Genomic DNA, 13,818 nt, shown 5'->3' on the forward strand with positions numbered 1-13,818 from the left:
GTCGATGGCGCTCGGCGCCTGCGCGCTGGCGCTGCTCGCGGCCTGCGCGAGCGCGCCGGGGGATCATCGGCCCATGGTTTCGGTGTTGCTGCCCTCGCAGCAGGTGGACGAGGCCACGCGCCTGCGCTGGCTCGACCGCGTGAGCTGGGGCGCCAACGCGAGCAGCGATGCGCAGCTGGCCAAGCGCGGCCTCTCGCTGTGGATGCGCGACCAGCTCAACCCGCGCTCAGCGCTGCTGCCGCCGGCCGCGCAGGCGCAGATCGACGCGATGGAAATCTCGCGCGTGCCGCTCGACCAGCTCGTCACCGGCCTGGAAGCGCAACGCAAGGCGGCCGACGCATTGCCCGACGAAGACCAGAAGAAGGCCGCCCGGCAGGACTACCAGCAGCACCTCAACACGCTGGTGCGCGAGGCGCAGCAGCGCTTCGTGCTGCGCGCGCTCTATTCGCCCAACCAGCTGCAGGAGCAGATGACGTGGTTCTGGATGAACCACTTCAACGTCAACCTGCGCAAGGACAACATCCGCGCGATGGTGGGCGACTACGAGGAGAACGCCATCCGACCGCACGCGCTCGGCAGGTTCCGCGACCTGCTCGGCGCCACGCTGCACCACCCGGCGATGCTGCGCTACCTCGACAACGCGCAGAACGCCGCCAACCGCATCAACGAGAACTACGCGCGAGAACTGATGGAGCTGCACACGCTGGGCGTGGGCAGCGGCTATACGCAGGGCGACGTGCAGGAACTCGCGCGCGTGCTCACCGGCGTGGGCGTGACCAACCAGCCGCTGGACGCGCCGCCGCCGAACGTACGGCCCAACCTGCGTGCCGACTACGTGCGCAAGGGCCTGTTCGAGTTCAACCCGAACCGCCACGACTACGGGCCGAAGACGCTGCTGGGCCAACCCATCCAGAGCCGCGGTCTGGCCGAGGCCGACGAGGCGCTCGACCGCCTCGCTCGCGCTCCGGCCACAGCGCGCTTCGTCTCGCGCAAGCTGGCCGTGTACTTCGTCTCCGACGATCCGCCGCAGGCACTCGTCGACCGAATGGCGGCGGCCTTCACGCGCAGCGATGGCGACATCGCCGTCACGCTGAAGGCGCTGTTCGAATCGCCCGAGTTCTCGGCGTCGCTGGGCCGCAAGTTCCGCGATCCGGTGCACTACGTGATGGCCGGCGTGCGGCTCGCCTACGACGACCGCGTGGTCACCAATGTGAACCCGATGCTCGGCTGGATCAACCGCATGGGCGAGCAGCTGTACGGGCACGAGACGCCCGACGGCTATCCGCTCAACGAGGCCGCCTGGGCCAGCGCTGGCCAGATGAACACGCGCTTCGAGATCGCGCGTGCCATCGGTGCGAACGGCGCGGTGCTGTTCCGTGCGGACGACAAGGCGCCGCTGGAGAAGCCCGCGTTCCCGCCGCTCGCCGATTCGCATGCGGTGCGCACCATGCAGGTCGGCATGAGCGCGGACACGCGCGAGGCGCTGGCGCAGGCGAAGAACCCGCAGGAATGGAACACCTTCCTGCTGGCCTCGCCGGAACTGATGCGGCGCTGAGTGAAGGTATTTCTCCCTCCCCCGCAGGGGAAGGAGCAAGGCGAGAAGAATGAAAGGACAACCGTCATGCAACGCAGAGAAATCCTGAAGCTCGCGGCCGCCGCACCGTTCGCGAGTGCTGCTGCCAAGGTGATGGCCGCGCCTTCCGCCGAAGGCGCCAAGCTGCTGGTCGTGTTCCTGCGCGGCGCCTACGACTGCAGCAACCTGCTCGTGCCCACGAGCAGCGACTTCTACTACGCCTCGCGCCCCAACATCGCCATCGCGCGGCCCGGCACGCCCAACGGCGCGCTGCCGCTGGACGGCAACTGGGGCCTGCACCCCGCGCTGGCGCAGAGCGTGATGCCGATGTTCCAGCAGAAGCAGGCATCCTTCATCGCCTTCGCCGGCACCGACGACCTCACGCGCAGCCACTTCGAGACGCAGGACTCCATCGAGCTCGGCCAGGCCCTCGACAAGCGCCGCGACTACCGCTCGGGCTTTCTCAACCGGCTGGCCAGCGTGCTCGGCGCTGGGCCCGTCACCGACGTGTCTCCCATCGCCTTCACCGACCAGCTGCCGATCTCGATGCGCGGCAGCGCCAAGGCCGCCAACATGGCGCTGGCCGGCAACGCACGCTCGGGCATCGACGCGCGGCAGAGCCAGGTCATAGCCTCCATGTACCGCAACACCGCGCTGGCCCAGCCGGTGGCCGAGGGCTTCCAGGTGCGCGACGAGGTCATGCGCGCGGTGCAGGCCGAGATGGACGCCGCCAGCCGCAACGCCATGTCCGCCAAGGGCTTCGAGCTGGTGGCGCGCCGCATGGCGCTCTTGATGCGCGACCGCTTCGACCTCGGCTTCGTCGACGTCGGCGGCTGGGACACCCACGTGGGGCAGGGCGGCGCCACCGGCTACCTCGCCAACCGTTTCGAAGAGCTGGGACGCGGCGTTGCCGGCTTCGCGCAGGAGATGGGCGACGACGCCTGGCGCCAGACGGTCGTGGTCGTCATCAGCGAGTTCGGCCGCACCTTCCGCGAGAACGGCAACCGCGGCACCGACCACGGCCACGGCACCGTCTACTGGGTGCTCGGCGGCGGCCTCTCGGCGCAAGCCGGCGGGCGCGTGGTGGGCGAGCAGCAGGCGCTGACGCAGGCGACGCTGTTCCAGAACCGCGACTACCCGGTGCTCAACGAGTACCGCGCCGTGTTCGGCGGGCTGTTCCAGCGGATGTACGGGTTGTCGCCGGCGCAGCTGGGGCGGGTGTTCGATGGCGTGGCGCCGAAGGATCTCGGGCTGGTCTGATGTCGATCGGATTGCACATACCCAGTTTCGGCGATGGTGGAGGCGAACTCGCGCGACAACAATGAAACACATAAATCGCGTGGCGTGATAGTTCGACCGCGCCGGATGCAGGTCTTGTCCCTCATCCGATCTGCCAGGAGGAACCCCCGCATGCCGATCTCAGCGGTGAGCGCGCATTTGCTTCTTCGATCGCTTGGCGTCCACGTGGCGATCGCCGATGTGCGCTTGGTCAATATCTGTGCCAACTATCGGGACGCGACTGTCACGGCCGTGAACGGGAGCGTGGCTCGCGTGAACGCGATCGTTTCCATCCTCGCTCCTGGTCCGGTGGCACCGGGCGCTTTTTCGCAGCCTCGTTTCAGCGAGGCCAAGAGGCTTCTCGACTACCTCAATGCGGGAGCGACCGTGGCAGCGGTGCGGACGCTCATCGACGAGGCCGAGACCGTGCTGGACTGGCTTCGCCTGCCTTTTGCAGCAATGACGGCAAACAACGTGCCGCCGACTGCGCCGCTGCGTCAATCGTGGGGAAACGTGCTGGTGCCACAGCAGCAGGGCATCCAGCAGTTCGCGGCATCGCGAAGAGCCAACGCCGTGGTGAGTACTCTGATCGCCTTTGCGAACGTGCCCGGCGCAACCATCGTGACCAATCTGTCGACATTGGGGCAGCTTGCCCAGGCCGTGAATGCTTCTCGGGGACTTGCCGATGCGAACCGTTTCTCGGGCATCACGCCCGCAGCCTTTCCAAGTCTTCGAACGCTCCACGGTTTGCACGGCCCCAACTCCGCCTTCGCGGGGTTTGTGCGCTGGGGGCCGGGTGACCATGACTCCCCCCAGCTGAATCTGAAGTACCACTTCCTAAAACACGTCTGCTACGCGGGTGTCGAATCGGAGCTTCCCAGGGAGTCCGCCTGGTGGTGGGGGGAGCTGAACATTGCCTTGACCTGGGGGCAGATGAGCGCATTCTTTGCCGACAGTGTGTCGCTGCGCGAAAGAAACGTGCTGCAGGCGATGTTCGACGGCACCGGCCTGATCCCCGCAAAGCGGGTTCAATTCCTGATTTCAGGCGTTGTCTCGCAGAACCCCAGATTGCTCAACTACCTCGTGGACAACTACGAAAACGCCTATCGGGACCGGGCGCTGCATCCGGGTGCGGTCCTGACGGACAAGATCGTGCAAAGCAACGGCGAGAAGGTTTTCATCAGCGCTGCAATACGTGATCCGGCTCACGCAACGCGGGGCATCTTCGTTATCGGGCGTCTTGATGGTGCAAACGAACTGGGGGTTTCGGCCTGCTATATGTGTGAAGACATCCAGGAAAAACTGGATGCTGCAGCTAGCAACAAGATCTGGGACCTGGCGTGACGGACGCGCGATAACGGCACCCTGAGCTGTCTTGCATCACGTAAGCCATGATCCGGGCTGAGGAGACAAGATCGAAACATGTCCGTGATCGGCGAACACTTGCGAATGTCCGAGCTGCAGCGGCTCGGCATGTCCACCCCCTTGATGCAGCTGGCTGCCGGCCAGTGCCTCCACGAGGCGTTCCGGGGCTCCTGCCTGGGGCCGCCTTATTACATCTACCACGGCGCCCGTGCGCCCGAGGGGGCCACCCTGGTTCCGCTGTGGGACCACGGCAGCAGCGTCTGCGGCCTCCGTGAGACGGAGGGCGGCCTCGAGTTCATCGAGTTCAGCATCGAAGACCCCTCCGGATTCGAGCGGCTCGCCGGTACAGAGCAGGGTTTCTGGGCGACCCGCTTCGACTTTCTCTACGAATGCGATCTGGCCGACGAGGTGCTGCGTGAAGCCGCCGGGCTGGTCGGCTTTCGCTTTCTGGAGCGGCACCTGACGGCGAGAGAAGCGGCCGAGGAGCAGTCGGGAAGCTTCGGCGCTCACCGGGCGTGGCTTCGGGAACTGGTCGCCGGCATCGACCGGGATGCTGCCGCCTGATTGCAAGGCGTGCAGGGCCGGCGGCGACACCGCCGAGAATCCCCGCATGCCTCACGCTGTTTCCCTTCTTCGCGCCGCCCGCCTGGCACGAAGCGCCAAGCCCTTTCTTGCCCGTGGCGGCTTCAAGCGCGAGCGCTGCGCGGGCTGCCGCCTGGTGCCCAGCCATTGCATGTGCGCGCTGCGTCCCTCGATCGCCACGCGCGCCGGGGTGTGCCTGATCATGGCCGACATCGAGCCGCTCAAGCCCACCAACACCGGCTGGCTGGTCGCCGACGTGGTGGCCGACACCTTCGCCTTCGGCTGGGCCCGCACCGAGACCGATCCGGCGCTGCTGGCGCTCTTGAGCGACCCGCAGTGGCAGCCCTACGTGGTGTTCCCGGGGCAGTACGCGGCGCCCGAGCGGGTGGTCGAGGTAGTTCAGTCGCCCGGCGCTGCCGGGAAGCGCCCGCTCTTCATCCTGTTCGACGCGACATGGGCCGAGGCACGCAAGATGTTCCGCAGGAGCCCCTACCTCGACCGGCTGCCGGTGCTGAGCCTGCAGCCGCAGCAGATCACCCAGTACAAGCTGCGCAATTCCGGCCGCGACGACCATTTCTGCACCAGCGAGGTGGCGGCGATGTGCATGAACCTGGCGGGCGAGCATGTCGCCGAGCAGACGCTGGAGGCCTATCTGACGGTGTTCACGCACCACTACCTGCGCGCGAAGAACCAGCAGCCGGTCGTGTGGGACGGCGCAGCCCACCAGAGGCTGCGCGAGGTGGCCGGCCTGCTGGCCGCTTGACTGCCTGACGGGAGGGGAGCGCCCTCAGGCGATCATCGATTCGAGATCGGCCGCGAGTTCGCGCGGCGCCGGCATTTCCTGGACGATGTCCTCGGTGATGCCGACCGCCATTGCCGACTGGCTCGGCCAGAAGCCGCCGATGTTGCCCAGGTCCACGCCCTGGCGCTCCAGCGCGACGCGCCACACGGCCAGGTGCAGGATGCCGCCGAGCACATCGGGATGCTCCGGGTCGGCCGGGCTCACGAAGCTGGAGAGCGCCCCGACCAGGTCGGGCGCGAAGCCCCAGCGCTGGGCCAGGGAGGCGCTCACGTCGCCGTAGTGATAGCCGAACTCGACGAGCTCGAGCTGCGCGCGTCCCAGTGCCTCGAAGGGGTGGGTGGCGTTCAGGGCCGCAATGCGGGCGGGCATTGCCTGCGCCATGATCAGGTAGCCGATGGCGTGCATGCTGCCCGCGGTGAATGCCAGGTTGGGGTCGACGTGCCGCGTCTTGGAAGCCAGGTACCGCGAGACCGAAGCCACGCGCAGGCTGTGCGCCCAGAAGGCGGGCAGGCCGACGCCGTCCACCTTCCTGAAGGCGCCCGCCAGACCCGAGCTCACGACCATCGAGCGGATGGCGGAGAGCCCCAGCATCAGGATCGCGCCCTGTATCGAAGAAATCTTGCGCCGCAGCCCGAAGAGCGGCGAATTGACCATCTGCAGCACCTTGGCCGCGAGCACCTGGTCGAGCTCGATCCGGTTGGCGATGGCTGCGAAGGACACCTCGTCGTCGCGCAGCATCTCCATCAGATCGGAGACCACCCTCGGCACGGTGGGAAGCGACTTGTCATTGGCAAAGAGTTCGTCGAGTGTCATGGCGCTGGGTTTTGTTGTCTGGCCTATGTATGCAAACAATTGTCCTCCAGCACACCCCCAGGCAAACGCCCGAACAGACACGAAAACGCAATTTCTACGGATTCCGGTGGGCCCGGAAGCCCTCCTGCAGGCGTTCGGCGTCGGCCTCGATGCCGTCGCCCTGCAAGTCCGTTGCGGGTATACCCTGACTCGGCGCCCGCCACGCCTCGTGCCGGGCGCCGCCTGCCTGGCCGTGAGCCTATGAGCGCGCCTGCCGATGTGGCACCATCGCCGCCTGCCGGGCTCTCCCACCGTATGGAGGAAGTCAAGATGTCTGCAGCCATGTTTGCCGCCTTGTTCTTCACGGTGGCGCTTCTCGTCACGACGGCGTACTTCATCATGGGCTCCATCCCGCTCCTGGTGCTGAAGCACGACACGCCGCTCGACGCCCGCTTCGTGCGGGGCTTCTTCAACATCTACTACGTGGCGGCATTCGTCACCGCGTCGGCCACCGCGCTCAGCTTCGCCACCGCCGGCCGCCTGTGGATCGCGGCCGGGGCCGCCGTGCTGGCCGCGATCTCGGTCGTGCTGCGCAAGAAGGTCATCCCGAAGATGGACGCGCTCGGCGCGCAGATCCAGTCGAACTACATGGATGCGATACCGGGGTTCCGCAGGACGCACGTCATCGCGATCCTCATCAACATCGCCCAGCTGGTGGCCATCGTCTGGTGCCTCATCGCGGTGGGGAAGTGAGCCTGAGCCCGAGCCGGCCCGGCGCGGGCGGGGCGGGGCGGGGCGGAGTCGATAGGACAATCGGGGGCAGCCCTCAATTCCGAACACAGCCACGACCATGTCCCGCCTCGACGACCCCCTCCACGACGCCGAAATCGGCTCCCGCGACAGCACCCTCGACACCACCCGCATCGACGACGTGCGCATCGGCGCCGTCCGTCCGCTCATCACCCCGGCGCTGCTGCAGGAGCGCGTGCCCGTCCGCGACAACACGCTGGCGCTGGTCGAGGGCAGCCGCGCCGCCATTGCCGACGTGCTGCACGGCCGCGACGACCGGCTGGTCGTGGTGGTCGGCCCATGCTCCATCCATGACCACGACCAGGCCATCGAGTACGCGCAGCGCCTGAAGAAGGTGGCCGACTCCCTGCAGGACGACCTGCTCATCGTCATGCGCGCCTACTTCGAGAAGCCGCGCACCACCGTCGGCTGGAAGGGCTACATCAACGACCCGCACCTGGACGGCAGCTTCGCGATCAACGAAGGCCTGGAGCGCGCGCGGCGCCTGCTGCTGGAGCTGACCACCCTGGGCCTGCCGACCGGCACCGAGTTCCTCGACCTGCTGAGCCCGCAGTTCATTGCCGACCTGATCGCCTGGGGCGCCATCGGCGCGCGCACCACCGAGAGCCAGAGCCACCGGCAGCTGGCGTCGGGCCTGAGCTGCCCGGTGGGCTTCAAGAACGGCACCGACGGCAGCATCAAGGTCGCGGCCGACGCCATTCTTGCGGCCCGCGCGCCGCATGCCTTCATGGGCATGACCAAGATGGGCATGGCCGCGATCTTCGAGACCCGCGGCAACGACGACTGCCACGTGATCCTGCGCGGCGGCAAGGCGCCCAACTATTCGGCCGCGGACGTTGCGGCCTGCTGCGACACCCTGGCGGCTAGCGGCCTGCGGCCCCAGGTGATGATCGACGTCTCGCACGGCAACAGCAGCAAGCAGCACCAGCGGCAGATCGTGGTCGCCGAGGACGTGGCGGCGCAGATCGCCGGCGGCGAAAGCCGCATCACCGGCATCATGATCGAGAGCCACCTGGAAGAAGGGCGGCAGGACCTGAAGCCCGGCGTCGCGCCGAAGCACGGCGTTTCGATCACCGATGCCTGCATCGGCTTCTCGCAGACGGTGCCGGTGCTGGAGGGGCTGGCCTCGGCGGTGAAGGCGCGGCGGAAGTTGTCGAAGGGCTGACGAGGCTGCGATCGATGGCGCGCTGCGCCATCGCGGACGCTCTCTACCGGGCGAGCACGACGAAAGCCCGCAGCTCGGCCATCTTGCCGTCGCGGAACCGCCAGACGTCGCAGTACGCATGAGACCGCGCGTTGCCCTCCTGGTCGGGCAGGGTGATCTCGCCGAGCGCCGCAACGAAGTCGCCGTCGCCGATCATCTGGTGGACCTGGAAGCGGGGCGGCTCCTTGTACGCCACGGCCATCCACTCACGAACGGCCTGCTTGCCCCGCAGGATCGTGTCGCCCACGAAGTTCCAGACGGCGTCTTCGGTGCAGTACTTCAGGAACCCTTCGAAGTCGCCCTTCATGATCGCGGCGTTGGCGTTCGCGAGGACTGTCTTGTTGTCTTCGGGCATTACGGTGTCTCCTTTGTGCGTGGAGCCCAGGAGGGCGATCAGTGGATCACGGCAGTGACGCGCATCTCGAACCGCATCGCCGGCGCCGCCAGTTCAGCGACGCCCACCTCGGTCCAGATGGGCGCATGGTCCGGCATGTACTGGCGGTACAACCGCGCGATGGTCCGGTTCACCTCGGGAGGAAATCCTCCGACGTGATACGTGTTCACATGCACGACATGGCCCCAGTGCGCGCCGGCGGTCGCCAGTGTCTTCTCGACGTTGCGGAACGCCTGGGCGATCTCTTCCTCGATCGATTCGGGAAATTGCATCTCGTCGTTCCAGCCGCCCTGGCCTGAGATCTCGACACGGTCGCCGATCTTCACGGCTTGCGAGTAGTGCAGCGCCTCGTGCAGGGCGGGCCCATATCCAGGGGTGACAAAGAATTCGGGGCGGGTCATGGCAGTCCTTTGAACGGTTGGTTGGTCGATTGATTGGCGAAGGCGGTTTTCCTTCTGCGTGATCTGTACTCTAGTGATCGGATGTGCGCCGATAAACAGGCAATGCCGGCAATCACAATTTGGCGAGCCCAAACAATCGATCAGGCAGTCGCAAGCCGATTGGCGGGGACGGAACCGCAAGGTCTAAACTGCAGCCCCGCTTCCTGCAGGAGACAAAACCCATGACCCGATTGCTCGTGCGCAGCTTCGGCGTTTCGCTCGACGGTTTCGCAGCCGGCCCCGACCAGAGCCTGGAGCACCCGCTGGGCGTCCGCGGCCCCGAACTCATGAACTGGTTCTTTCCCACGCGCGTCTGGCAGCAGATGCAGAAGACGGGCGAGACCAACGGCGAGACCGGCGTCGACAACGAGATGGCCGAGCAGGGCTTCGCCGAGATGGGCGCCTGGATCCTCGGGCGCAACATGTTCGGGCCGGTGCGCGGCCCCTGGCCCGACGAGAGCTGGAAAGGCTGGTGGGGCGACGAGCCCCCGTACCACGTGCCGGTCTTCGTGCTGACCCACCACGCCCGCGCACCGCTGGCAATGAAAGGCGGCACGACCTTCCACTTCGTCACCGGCGGCATCCACGATGCGCTGGCGCAGGCACGAGCCGCCGCGGGTGGCCGCGATGTGCGCCTGGGCGGCGGCGCGGCCACCGTGCGCGAATACCTGAAGGCCGGCCTGATCGACGAACTGCACCTGGCCGTGCGGCCGGTGCTGCTGGGCAAGGGCGAAGCGCTGTTCGCGGGCCTGGATCTGCCGGCGCTGGGCTACAGCTGCGAACGGCAGGTGGCGGGCGAGCGCGCCACGCACGTGTTCCTGCGGCGCAAGGCGGCCTGACGGCGGGGCGGGCCTGCCAACTGGTGCAACGAGCGGCCCTCCTCGCAGCTATCAGGCTGCCATCAGGCGGTCATCAGCCCGTTCAGGCCCCTTCGACGATCCGCATATCCCGCTCCGCACCGTCTCCCAGGGCCGCAAGCGCCGCCTGGTACGCGGGGCTGTCGTGCACGGTCGTGGCTTGCTCGACGCTGTCGAACTCGATCAGCGTGGTGCGCTCGGCAAGGCCGTGCTCGTAGACCTTGGCCGGCAGGCCGCGTGCCAGGAAGCGACCGCCGCCGGCGGTGATGGCGGGTGCCGCCAGCTTTGCGTAGGCCGCGAGCTTGTCGGCGTCCTTGATGGCGCGGTATGCGCTGATCCAATAGGCTTTTGCCATGGGGGTTTCACTCCGGTTGTTGGGCGAGCAATATAAAGCGGACACCGCGAGCGCATCAGGGCCATGAGCAGAAAGCCCCATGCCTGAACTGTCTGAAGGAGTCCGATCGATGCTCAGAGGAAGCTGTCTCTGCCAAGGCGTGGCGTTCGAGATCGACGGCGCGCTGAAAGACCCGCTCTACTGCCATTGCGCGATGTGCCGGAAGGCGCATGGCACCGCCTTCCGCGCGCGGGCCAAGGTGCTGGCGAAGGAGTTCCGCTGGAGCAGGGGCGAAGAACTGGTCCGCTTCTACGAGTCGTCACCCGGCGAATACCGCGGGTTCTGCTCGGTGTGCGGCTCCAGCCTCATCAGCAAGTTCGACGTGAAGCCCGATGTCTACGGCGTGGCACTCGGCGTGCTCGACGATGACCCGCAGGTCAGGCCGCTGTGCCACGTGTTCGTCGGGTCGAAGGCGCCGTGGTTCGAGATCACGGACTCGCTGCCTCGATACGAGACGCTGCCTCCCGGTGCCGGCCAGGGCACCAGGCCTCGCGATCAGACCGACGGATAAGTCCCCGTGCCCCCGGGCCATGGCGTGAGCACCTCGTAGCCCTCGGGCGTCACGGCCACCATGTGTTCCCACTGGGCCGACAGCGAGCGGTCCTTCGTGACCACCGTCCAGCCGTCGGACAACTGCCGGGTCTCGCTCCTGCCGGCGTTGAGCATCGGCTCGATGGTGAAGATCATCCCCGGCACCAGCCTGAGCCCTTCGCCGCGCCGGCCGAAGTGCAGCACCTGCAGGTCCTCGTGGTAGACCTGCCCGATGCCGTGCCCGCAGTATTCGCGCACCACGCTGAAATGCTCGCGATGGGCAACCGACTGGATGGCATGGCCCACATCGCCGAGAGTCGCTCCGGGCCTGACCTCGCGGATGCCGGCCAGCATGGCCTCGTACGTGGTCTCCACCAGGCGCCGGGCCAGCTGGCTGGGCTCTCCCACGAAGAACATGCGGCTGGTGTCGCCGAACCAGCCGTCCTTGATGACGGCGACGTCGATGTTGACGATGTCGCCCTTCTTCAAAATCTTGCCGGGCGAGGGAATGCCGTGGCACACCACCTCGTTGACGGAGGTGAGGATGGTCTTGGGATACCCCAGGTACCCCACGTTGGCTGGAACGGTGCCCTGCACGTTCACGATGTAGTCGTTGCAGATCCGGTCGAGCTCTTCGGTGCTCACGCCGGGCACGACGTGGGGCTCGATCATGCCCAGCACCTCCGCGGCCAGCCTGCCGGCGCGCCGCGCCATTTCGATCTGCTCGGCCGACTTGATGACGATGCCGCGTGCCATCAGCGTTTTCCTGCAGAAGAAGACGACCGGGCTTTCGCAGGCTCGGCCGTGGCCGCGGCGACGATGTCCAGGCCGCCCGAGAGTTCGGCCTGTATCAGCAGCTGGCAGATTTCCCGGTGGTCCAGCTCCGGGTGCAGTTCGGCCAGCATGCCGACGCGCATCCAGTGCTCGGCCTGGCCGTTGATGGACCTGCCCAGGGCGTTGCCTGCCACGCGCAGGTTTTCGTGCATGAGGTCGGAGATCTTGACGATGCCCATCAGTTGGCCTTGTATGAAACGTAAGCGAAGTATATATGTTTCGTATGTTCCAACGCCGTCGTGAGGCATCGCGCGGCTAGTCCCCCTCCAGGCGATCCCGCCGCATGGCGCGCCAGAGCGCGAGGTCGTAGGTGATCTTCAGCAGCCCGCACGCGATGAGCGGCAGCGAGATCCATCCGGCCGCGAACAGCGCGCCGCTGATCGTCGGGCTGATGGCCGCGGCCAGGCTTCGCGGCACGGCGGTGAAGCTCGCGGCCGCGCTGCGTTCGGCCGGCGTCACCACCGCCATCACATAGGCCGTTCGCGTGGGCACGTCCATCGAAGACAGCGAGCTGCGGATCATCAGCAGGCCCAGCGCCACGGGCAGGCTCGGCGCCAGCGCGGCGAGCACGAGGCAGACGTTGGCCGGCAGGTGCGTGAAGACCATCGTGTTGAGCAGCCCGATGCGCTGCGCAACCACGGGCGCCGCCAGCTGCGATGCCGCGCCCAGCAGACCTGTCCAGAAGAAGAACACGCCGGCCTGGGTCAGCGAGAAGCCGAACCGCTCCAGCAGCCACAGCGACATCAGCGCATTGACCGTGAGCCCGCCCGCGAAGGCGTCGACGCTGAAGAGCGCCGCCAGTCGCATCACCACGCGGCGCGAGGGCCCCAGAGGCGCGGGCGCAACCGGCAGGCTGTCGGCGCTGCCGGCGCCCGAATGCGCGGGCAGGTTCCGGTAGAGCCAGAAGACGGCCAGCCCGATCGCGGCGTAGACCACGAACATCCCGCGCAGCGCGTCGAGCCGACCGAACCCTGTGTGCCGCACCAGCCAGTCCGGCACTGCCGCGGCCAGCGCGCCCAGCGCTGCGCACAAGGCGCCGAGCAGGCTGTAGCGGGCGAAGAGCGCGGTCCGCGCATGGCCTTGCGCCGCGCCGGCCAGCCGGGCGTGCTCCAGGGGAAGGAACACGCTGACGTCACCCGAGCTGGGGTTGAGCGTGCCGACCAGCGCCACGACCAGCAACGGCCAGAACGAGGAGAGTCCCGCGAAGCCGATGCCGGTCGCGGCCATCAGCAGGGCCGCGCCGCGAAGCAGCCGCCCCGCCGCGAAGCGATAGCCCCAGGCACCGACCGCGAGCGTCGCGAGCGCCGAGCCCAGCATCGTTGCCGTACTGACGATGCCGACTTCCAGCGTTCCGAGCCCGATCGACAGCAGGTACGCCGGCAGCAGCACGGCCATGTAGCCGTCGGCGAAGGCGCGAAGCCCTCGCGCGATGAGCAGGGGCAGGGCGCCCGGATCGACCCCGGAGGGCAGCAGGCGCATGAGGCCGGAGCGCGAGCGGGGCATGGAAGAGGTGCTCATGCTGCGGCGTGGGAAGGCTGCAGTCGATCGGGGCGTTTCCCGCTGAGCCGGGGCTGCCTATGGGGCAGCTGGACGGGTGCGAAAGATGCGAAAGATGCGGGTGGGGCGCAGGGCAAGGCGGTGTCCACGGAAAACTCCGTTGTGAGTCACCAGCGCTTGGACGGGAGACCGTCTTGCTTTGCAGCCCGGGAGGCTGTTTTCCCGGGGACGGGCATCGTATCAGGCCAAAAGGCGCTTTGGAATGCGCGCTGTGGGGCCAACCTTGACGCTCGCCATCGGCACCGCTTACATTGCCCTCCGCCTCGTGATGAGCGGGGCCGGGTTTGGAAGCCCGCTGACATCCTGCGACGAAAGCCGCCGCAGGTGAACTGCACCCCAAAAGTTGGACACCGATCCAATCCTTGGGGTGTTTTTCATGGCGAAGTACGACGAGAAGTTCAAGCT

General features: G+C 67.2%; 16 protein-coding genes. 9 read left to right on the forward strand and 7 right to left on the reverse strand.

Annotation, left to right across the window (positions count from 1 at the left end):
- Positions 1-4: 4 nt before the first annotated feature.
- The 5 genes from FHT32_RS30700 (at position 5) to FHT32_RS30720 (ending at position 5,561) form a co-directional block, all read left to right on the forward strand.
- Complete coding sequence (locus tag FHT32_RS30700; RefSeq protein WP_176668350.1) at positions 5-1,555, forward strand: DUF1800 domain-containing protein; 1,551 nt, start codon at positions 5-7, stop codon at positions 1,553-1,555.
- Positions 1,556-1,621: 66 nt separating this feature from the next.
- Complete coding sequence (locus tag FHT32_RS30705; RefSeq protein ID WP_176668322.1) at positions 1,622-2,833, forward strand: DUF1501 domain-containing protein; 1,212 nt, start codon at positions 1,622-1,624, stop codon at positions 2,831-2,833.
- Between the two features lie 150 nt (positions 2,834-2,983).
- Entirely contained in the window at positions 2,984-4,195 is a 1,212-nt protein-coding gene (locus FHT32_RS30710; protein WP_176668323.1) for a hypothetical protein, read from the forward strand.
- 78 nt (positions 4,196-4,273) lie between these two features.
- Complete coding sequence (locus FHT32_RS30715; protein WP_176668324.1) at positions 4,274-4,780, forward strand: hypothetical protein; 507 nt, start codon at positions 4,274-4,276, stop codon at positions 4,778-4,780.
- Positions 4,781-4,826: 46 nt separating this feature from the next.
- Positions 4,827-5,561: a tRNA-uridine aminocarboxypropyltransferase gene (locus tag FHT32_RS30720; RefSeq protein WP_176668325.1), complete on the forward strand. Its 735-nt coding sequence runs from the start codon at positions 4,827-4,829 to the stop codon at positions 5,559-5,561.
- Between the two features lie 24 nt (positions 5,562-5,585).
- On the opposite strand, the gene FHT32_RS30725 is transcribed toward FHT32_RS30720, so the two are convergent.
- Complete coding sequence (locus FHT32_RS30725) at positions 5,586-6,413, reverse strand: HDOD domain-containing protein (RefSeq protein ID WP_176668326.1); 828 nt, start codon at positions 6,411-6,413, stop codon at positions 5,586-5,588.
- Positions 6,414-6,722: 309 nt separating this feature from the next.
- On the opposite strand from FHT32_RS30725, the gene FHT32_RS30730 reads away from it, so the two are divergent.
- Positions 6,723-7,145 carry a hypothetical protein gene (locus FHT32_RS30730; protein WP_176668327.1) on the forward strand — a complete coding sequence of 141 codons (423 nt, stop codon included), beginning with the start codon at positions 6,723-6,725 and terminating at the stop codon, positions 7,143-7,145.
- Between the two features lie 97 nt (positions 7,146-7,242).
- A complete protein-coding gene (locus FHT32_RS30735; RefSeq protein ID WP_218088479.1) occupies positions 7,243-8,367 on the forward strand; it encodes a 3-deoxy-7-phosphoheptulonate synthase in 1,125 nt (374 codons plus the stop codon).
- Between the two features lie 43 nt (positions 8,368-8,410).
- Here FHT32_RS30735 and FHT32_RS30740 read toward each other — a convergent pair whose 3' ends face one another.
- The gene (locus tag FHT32_RS30740) at positions 8,411-8,761 is read right to left on the reverse strand and encodes a nuclear transport factor 2 family protein (RefSeq protein ID WP_176668328.1); all 351 of its coding nucleotides are present in this window, start codon (positions 8,759-8,761) and stop codon (positions 8,411-8,413) included.
- Between the two features lie 38 nt (positions 8,762-8,799).
- Complete coding sequence (locus FHT32_RS30745; protein ID WP_176668329.1) at positions 8,800-9,201, reverse strand: RidA family protein; 402 nt, start codon at positions 9,199-9,201, stop codon at positions 8,800-8,802.
- Positions 9,202-9,422: 221 nt separating this feature from the next.
- Between FHT32_RS30745 and FHT32_RS30750 the strand changes: the two genes are divergently transcribed.
- Positions 9,423-10,079: a dihydrofolate reductase family protein gene (locus FHT32_RS30750; RefSeq protein WP_176668330.1), complete on the forward strand. Its 657-nt coding sequence runs from the start codon at positions 9,423-9,425 to the stop codon at positions 10,077-10,079.
- 82 nt (positions 10,080-10,161) lie between these two features.
- Here FHT32_RS30750 and FHT32_RS30755 read toward each other — a convergent pair whose 3' ends face one another.
- On the reverse strand, positions 10,162-10,452 hold the full coding sequence (locus tag FHT32_RS30755; RefSeq protein ID WP_176668331.1) for a DUF1330 domain-containing protein: 291 nt from the start codon (positions 10,450-10,452) through the stop codon (positions 10,162-10,164).
- A 109-nt stretch (positions 10,453-10,561) separates the two neighbouring features.
- Here FHT32_RS30755 and FHT32_RS30760 point away from each other — a divergent pair, with 109 nt between their 5' ends.
- A complete protein-coding gene (locus tag FHT32_RS30760; protein WP_176668332.1) occupies positions 10,562-11,002 on the forward strand; it encodes a GFA family protein in 441 nt (146 codons plus the stop codon).
- Here the strand turns inward: FHT32_RS30760 and map are convergent.
- From map to FHT32_RS30775, 3 genes are all read right to left on the reverse strand, one after another.
- The gene (map, locus tag FHT32_RS30765) at positions 10,987-11,778 is read right to left on the reverse strand and encodes a type I methionyl aminopeptidase (protein WP_176668333.1); all 792 of its coding nucleotides are present in this window, start codon (positions 11,776-11,778) and stop codon (positions 10,987-10,989) included. The genes FHT32_RS30760 and map overlap by 16 nt on opposite strands.
- The gene (locus FHT32_RS30770; protein ID WP_176668334.1) at positions 11,778-12,035 is read right to left on the reverse strand and encodes a ParD-like family protein; all 258 of its coding nucleotides are present in this window, start codon (positions 12,033-12,035) and stop codon (positions 11,778-11,780) included. The genes map and FHT32_RS30770 overlap by 1 nt, the downstream gene beginning before the upstream one ends.
- Before the next feature lie 76 nt (positions 12,036-12,111).
- Positions 12,112-13,374, reverse strand: a complete 1,263-nt coding sequence (locus tag FHT32_RS30775; RefSeq protein ID WP_256099223.1) for an MFS transporter — start codon at positions 13,372-13,374, stop codon at positions 12,112-12,114.
- Between the last annotated feature and the right edge of the window lie 444 nt (positions 13,375-13,818).

Origin of the sequence: Variovorax sp. SG517, from assembly GCF_013376045.1 — a bacterium.
Taxonomy (GTDB): Bacteria; Pseudomonadota; Gammaproteobacteria; order Burkholderiales; family Burkholderiaceae_C; genus Variovorax.

Excerpts from the sequence above, each read along its gene's own strand:
- FHT32_RS30730 (WP_176668327.1), top strand. The coding sequence starts at position 6,723 with ATGTCTGCAGCCATGTTTGCCGCCTTGTTCTTCACGGTGGCGCTTCTC.
- FHT32_RS30725 (WP_176668326.1), bottom strand. The coding sequence starts at position 6,413 with ATGACACTCGACGAACTCTTTGCCAATGACAAGTCGCTTCCCACCGTG.
- FHT32_RS30740 (WP_176668328.1), bottom strand. The coding sequence starts at position 8,761 with ATGCCCGAAGACAACAAGACAGTCCTCGCGAACGCCAACGCCGCGATC.
- FHT32_RS30760 (WP_176668332.1), top strand. The coding sequence starts at position 10,562 with ATGCTCAGAGGAAGCTGTCTCTGCCAAGGCGTGGCGTTCGAGATCGAC.
- FHT32_RS30715 (WP_176668324.1), top strand. The coding sequence starts at position 4,274 with ATGTCCGTGATCGGCGAACACTTGCGAATGTCCGAGCTGCAGCGGCTC.
- FHT32_RS30710 (WP_176668323.1), top strand. The coding sequence starts at position 2,984 with ATGCCGATCTCAGCGGTGAGCGCGCATTTGCTTCTTCGATCGCTTGGC.
- FHT32_RS30755 (WP_176668331.1), bottom strand. The coding sequence starts at position 10,452 with ATGGCAAAAGCCTATTGGATCAGCGCATACCGCGCCATCAAGGACGCC.
- FHT32_RS30720 (WP_176668325.1), top strand. The coding sequence starts at position 4,827 with ATGCCTCACGCTGTTTCCCTTCTTCGCGCCGCCCGCCTGGCACGAAGC.
- FHT32_RS30750 (WP_176668330.1), top strand. The coding sequence starts at position 9,423 with ATGACCCGATTGCTCGTGCGCAGCTTCGGCGTTTCGCTCGACGGTTTC.
- map (WP_176668333.1), bottom strand. The coding sequence starts at position 11,778 with ATGGCACGCGGCATCGTCATCAAGTCGGCCGAGCAGATCGAAATGGCG.
- FHT32_RS30700 (WP_176668350.1), top strand. The coding sequence starts at position 5 with ATGGCGCTCGGCGCCTGCGCGCTGGCGCTGCTCGCGGCCTGCGCGAGC.
- FHT32_RS30745 (WP_176668329.1), bottom strand. The coding sequence starts at position 9,201 with ATGACCCGCCCCGAATTCTTTGTCACCCCTGGATATGGGCCCGCCCTG.
- FHT32_RS30705 (WP_176668322.1), top strand. The coding sequence starts at position 1,622 with ATGCAACGCAGAGAAATCCTGAAGCTCGCGGCCGCCGCACCGTTCGCG.
- FHT32_RS30735 (WP_218088479.1), top strand. The coding sequence starts at position 7,243 with ATGTCCCGCCTCGACGACCCCCTCCACGACGCCGAAATCGGCTCCCGC.
- FHT32_RS30770 (WP_176668334.1), bottom strand. The coding sequence starts at position 12,035 with ATGGGCATCGTCAAGATCTCCGACCTCATGCACGAAAACCTGCGCGTG.
- FHT32_RS30775 (WP_256099223.1), bottom strand. The coding sequence starts at position 13,374 with ATGAGCACCTCTTCCATGCCCCGCTCGCGCTCCGGCCTCATGCGCCTG.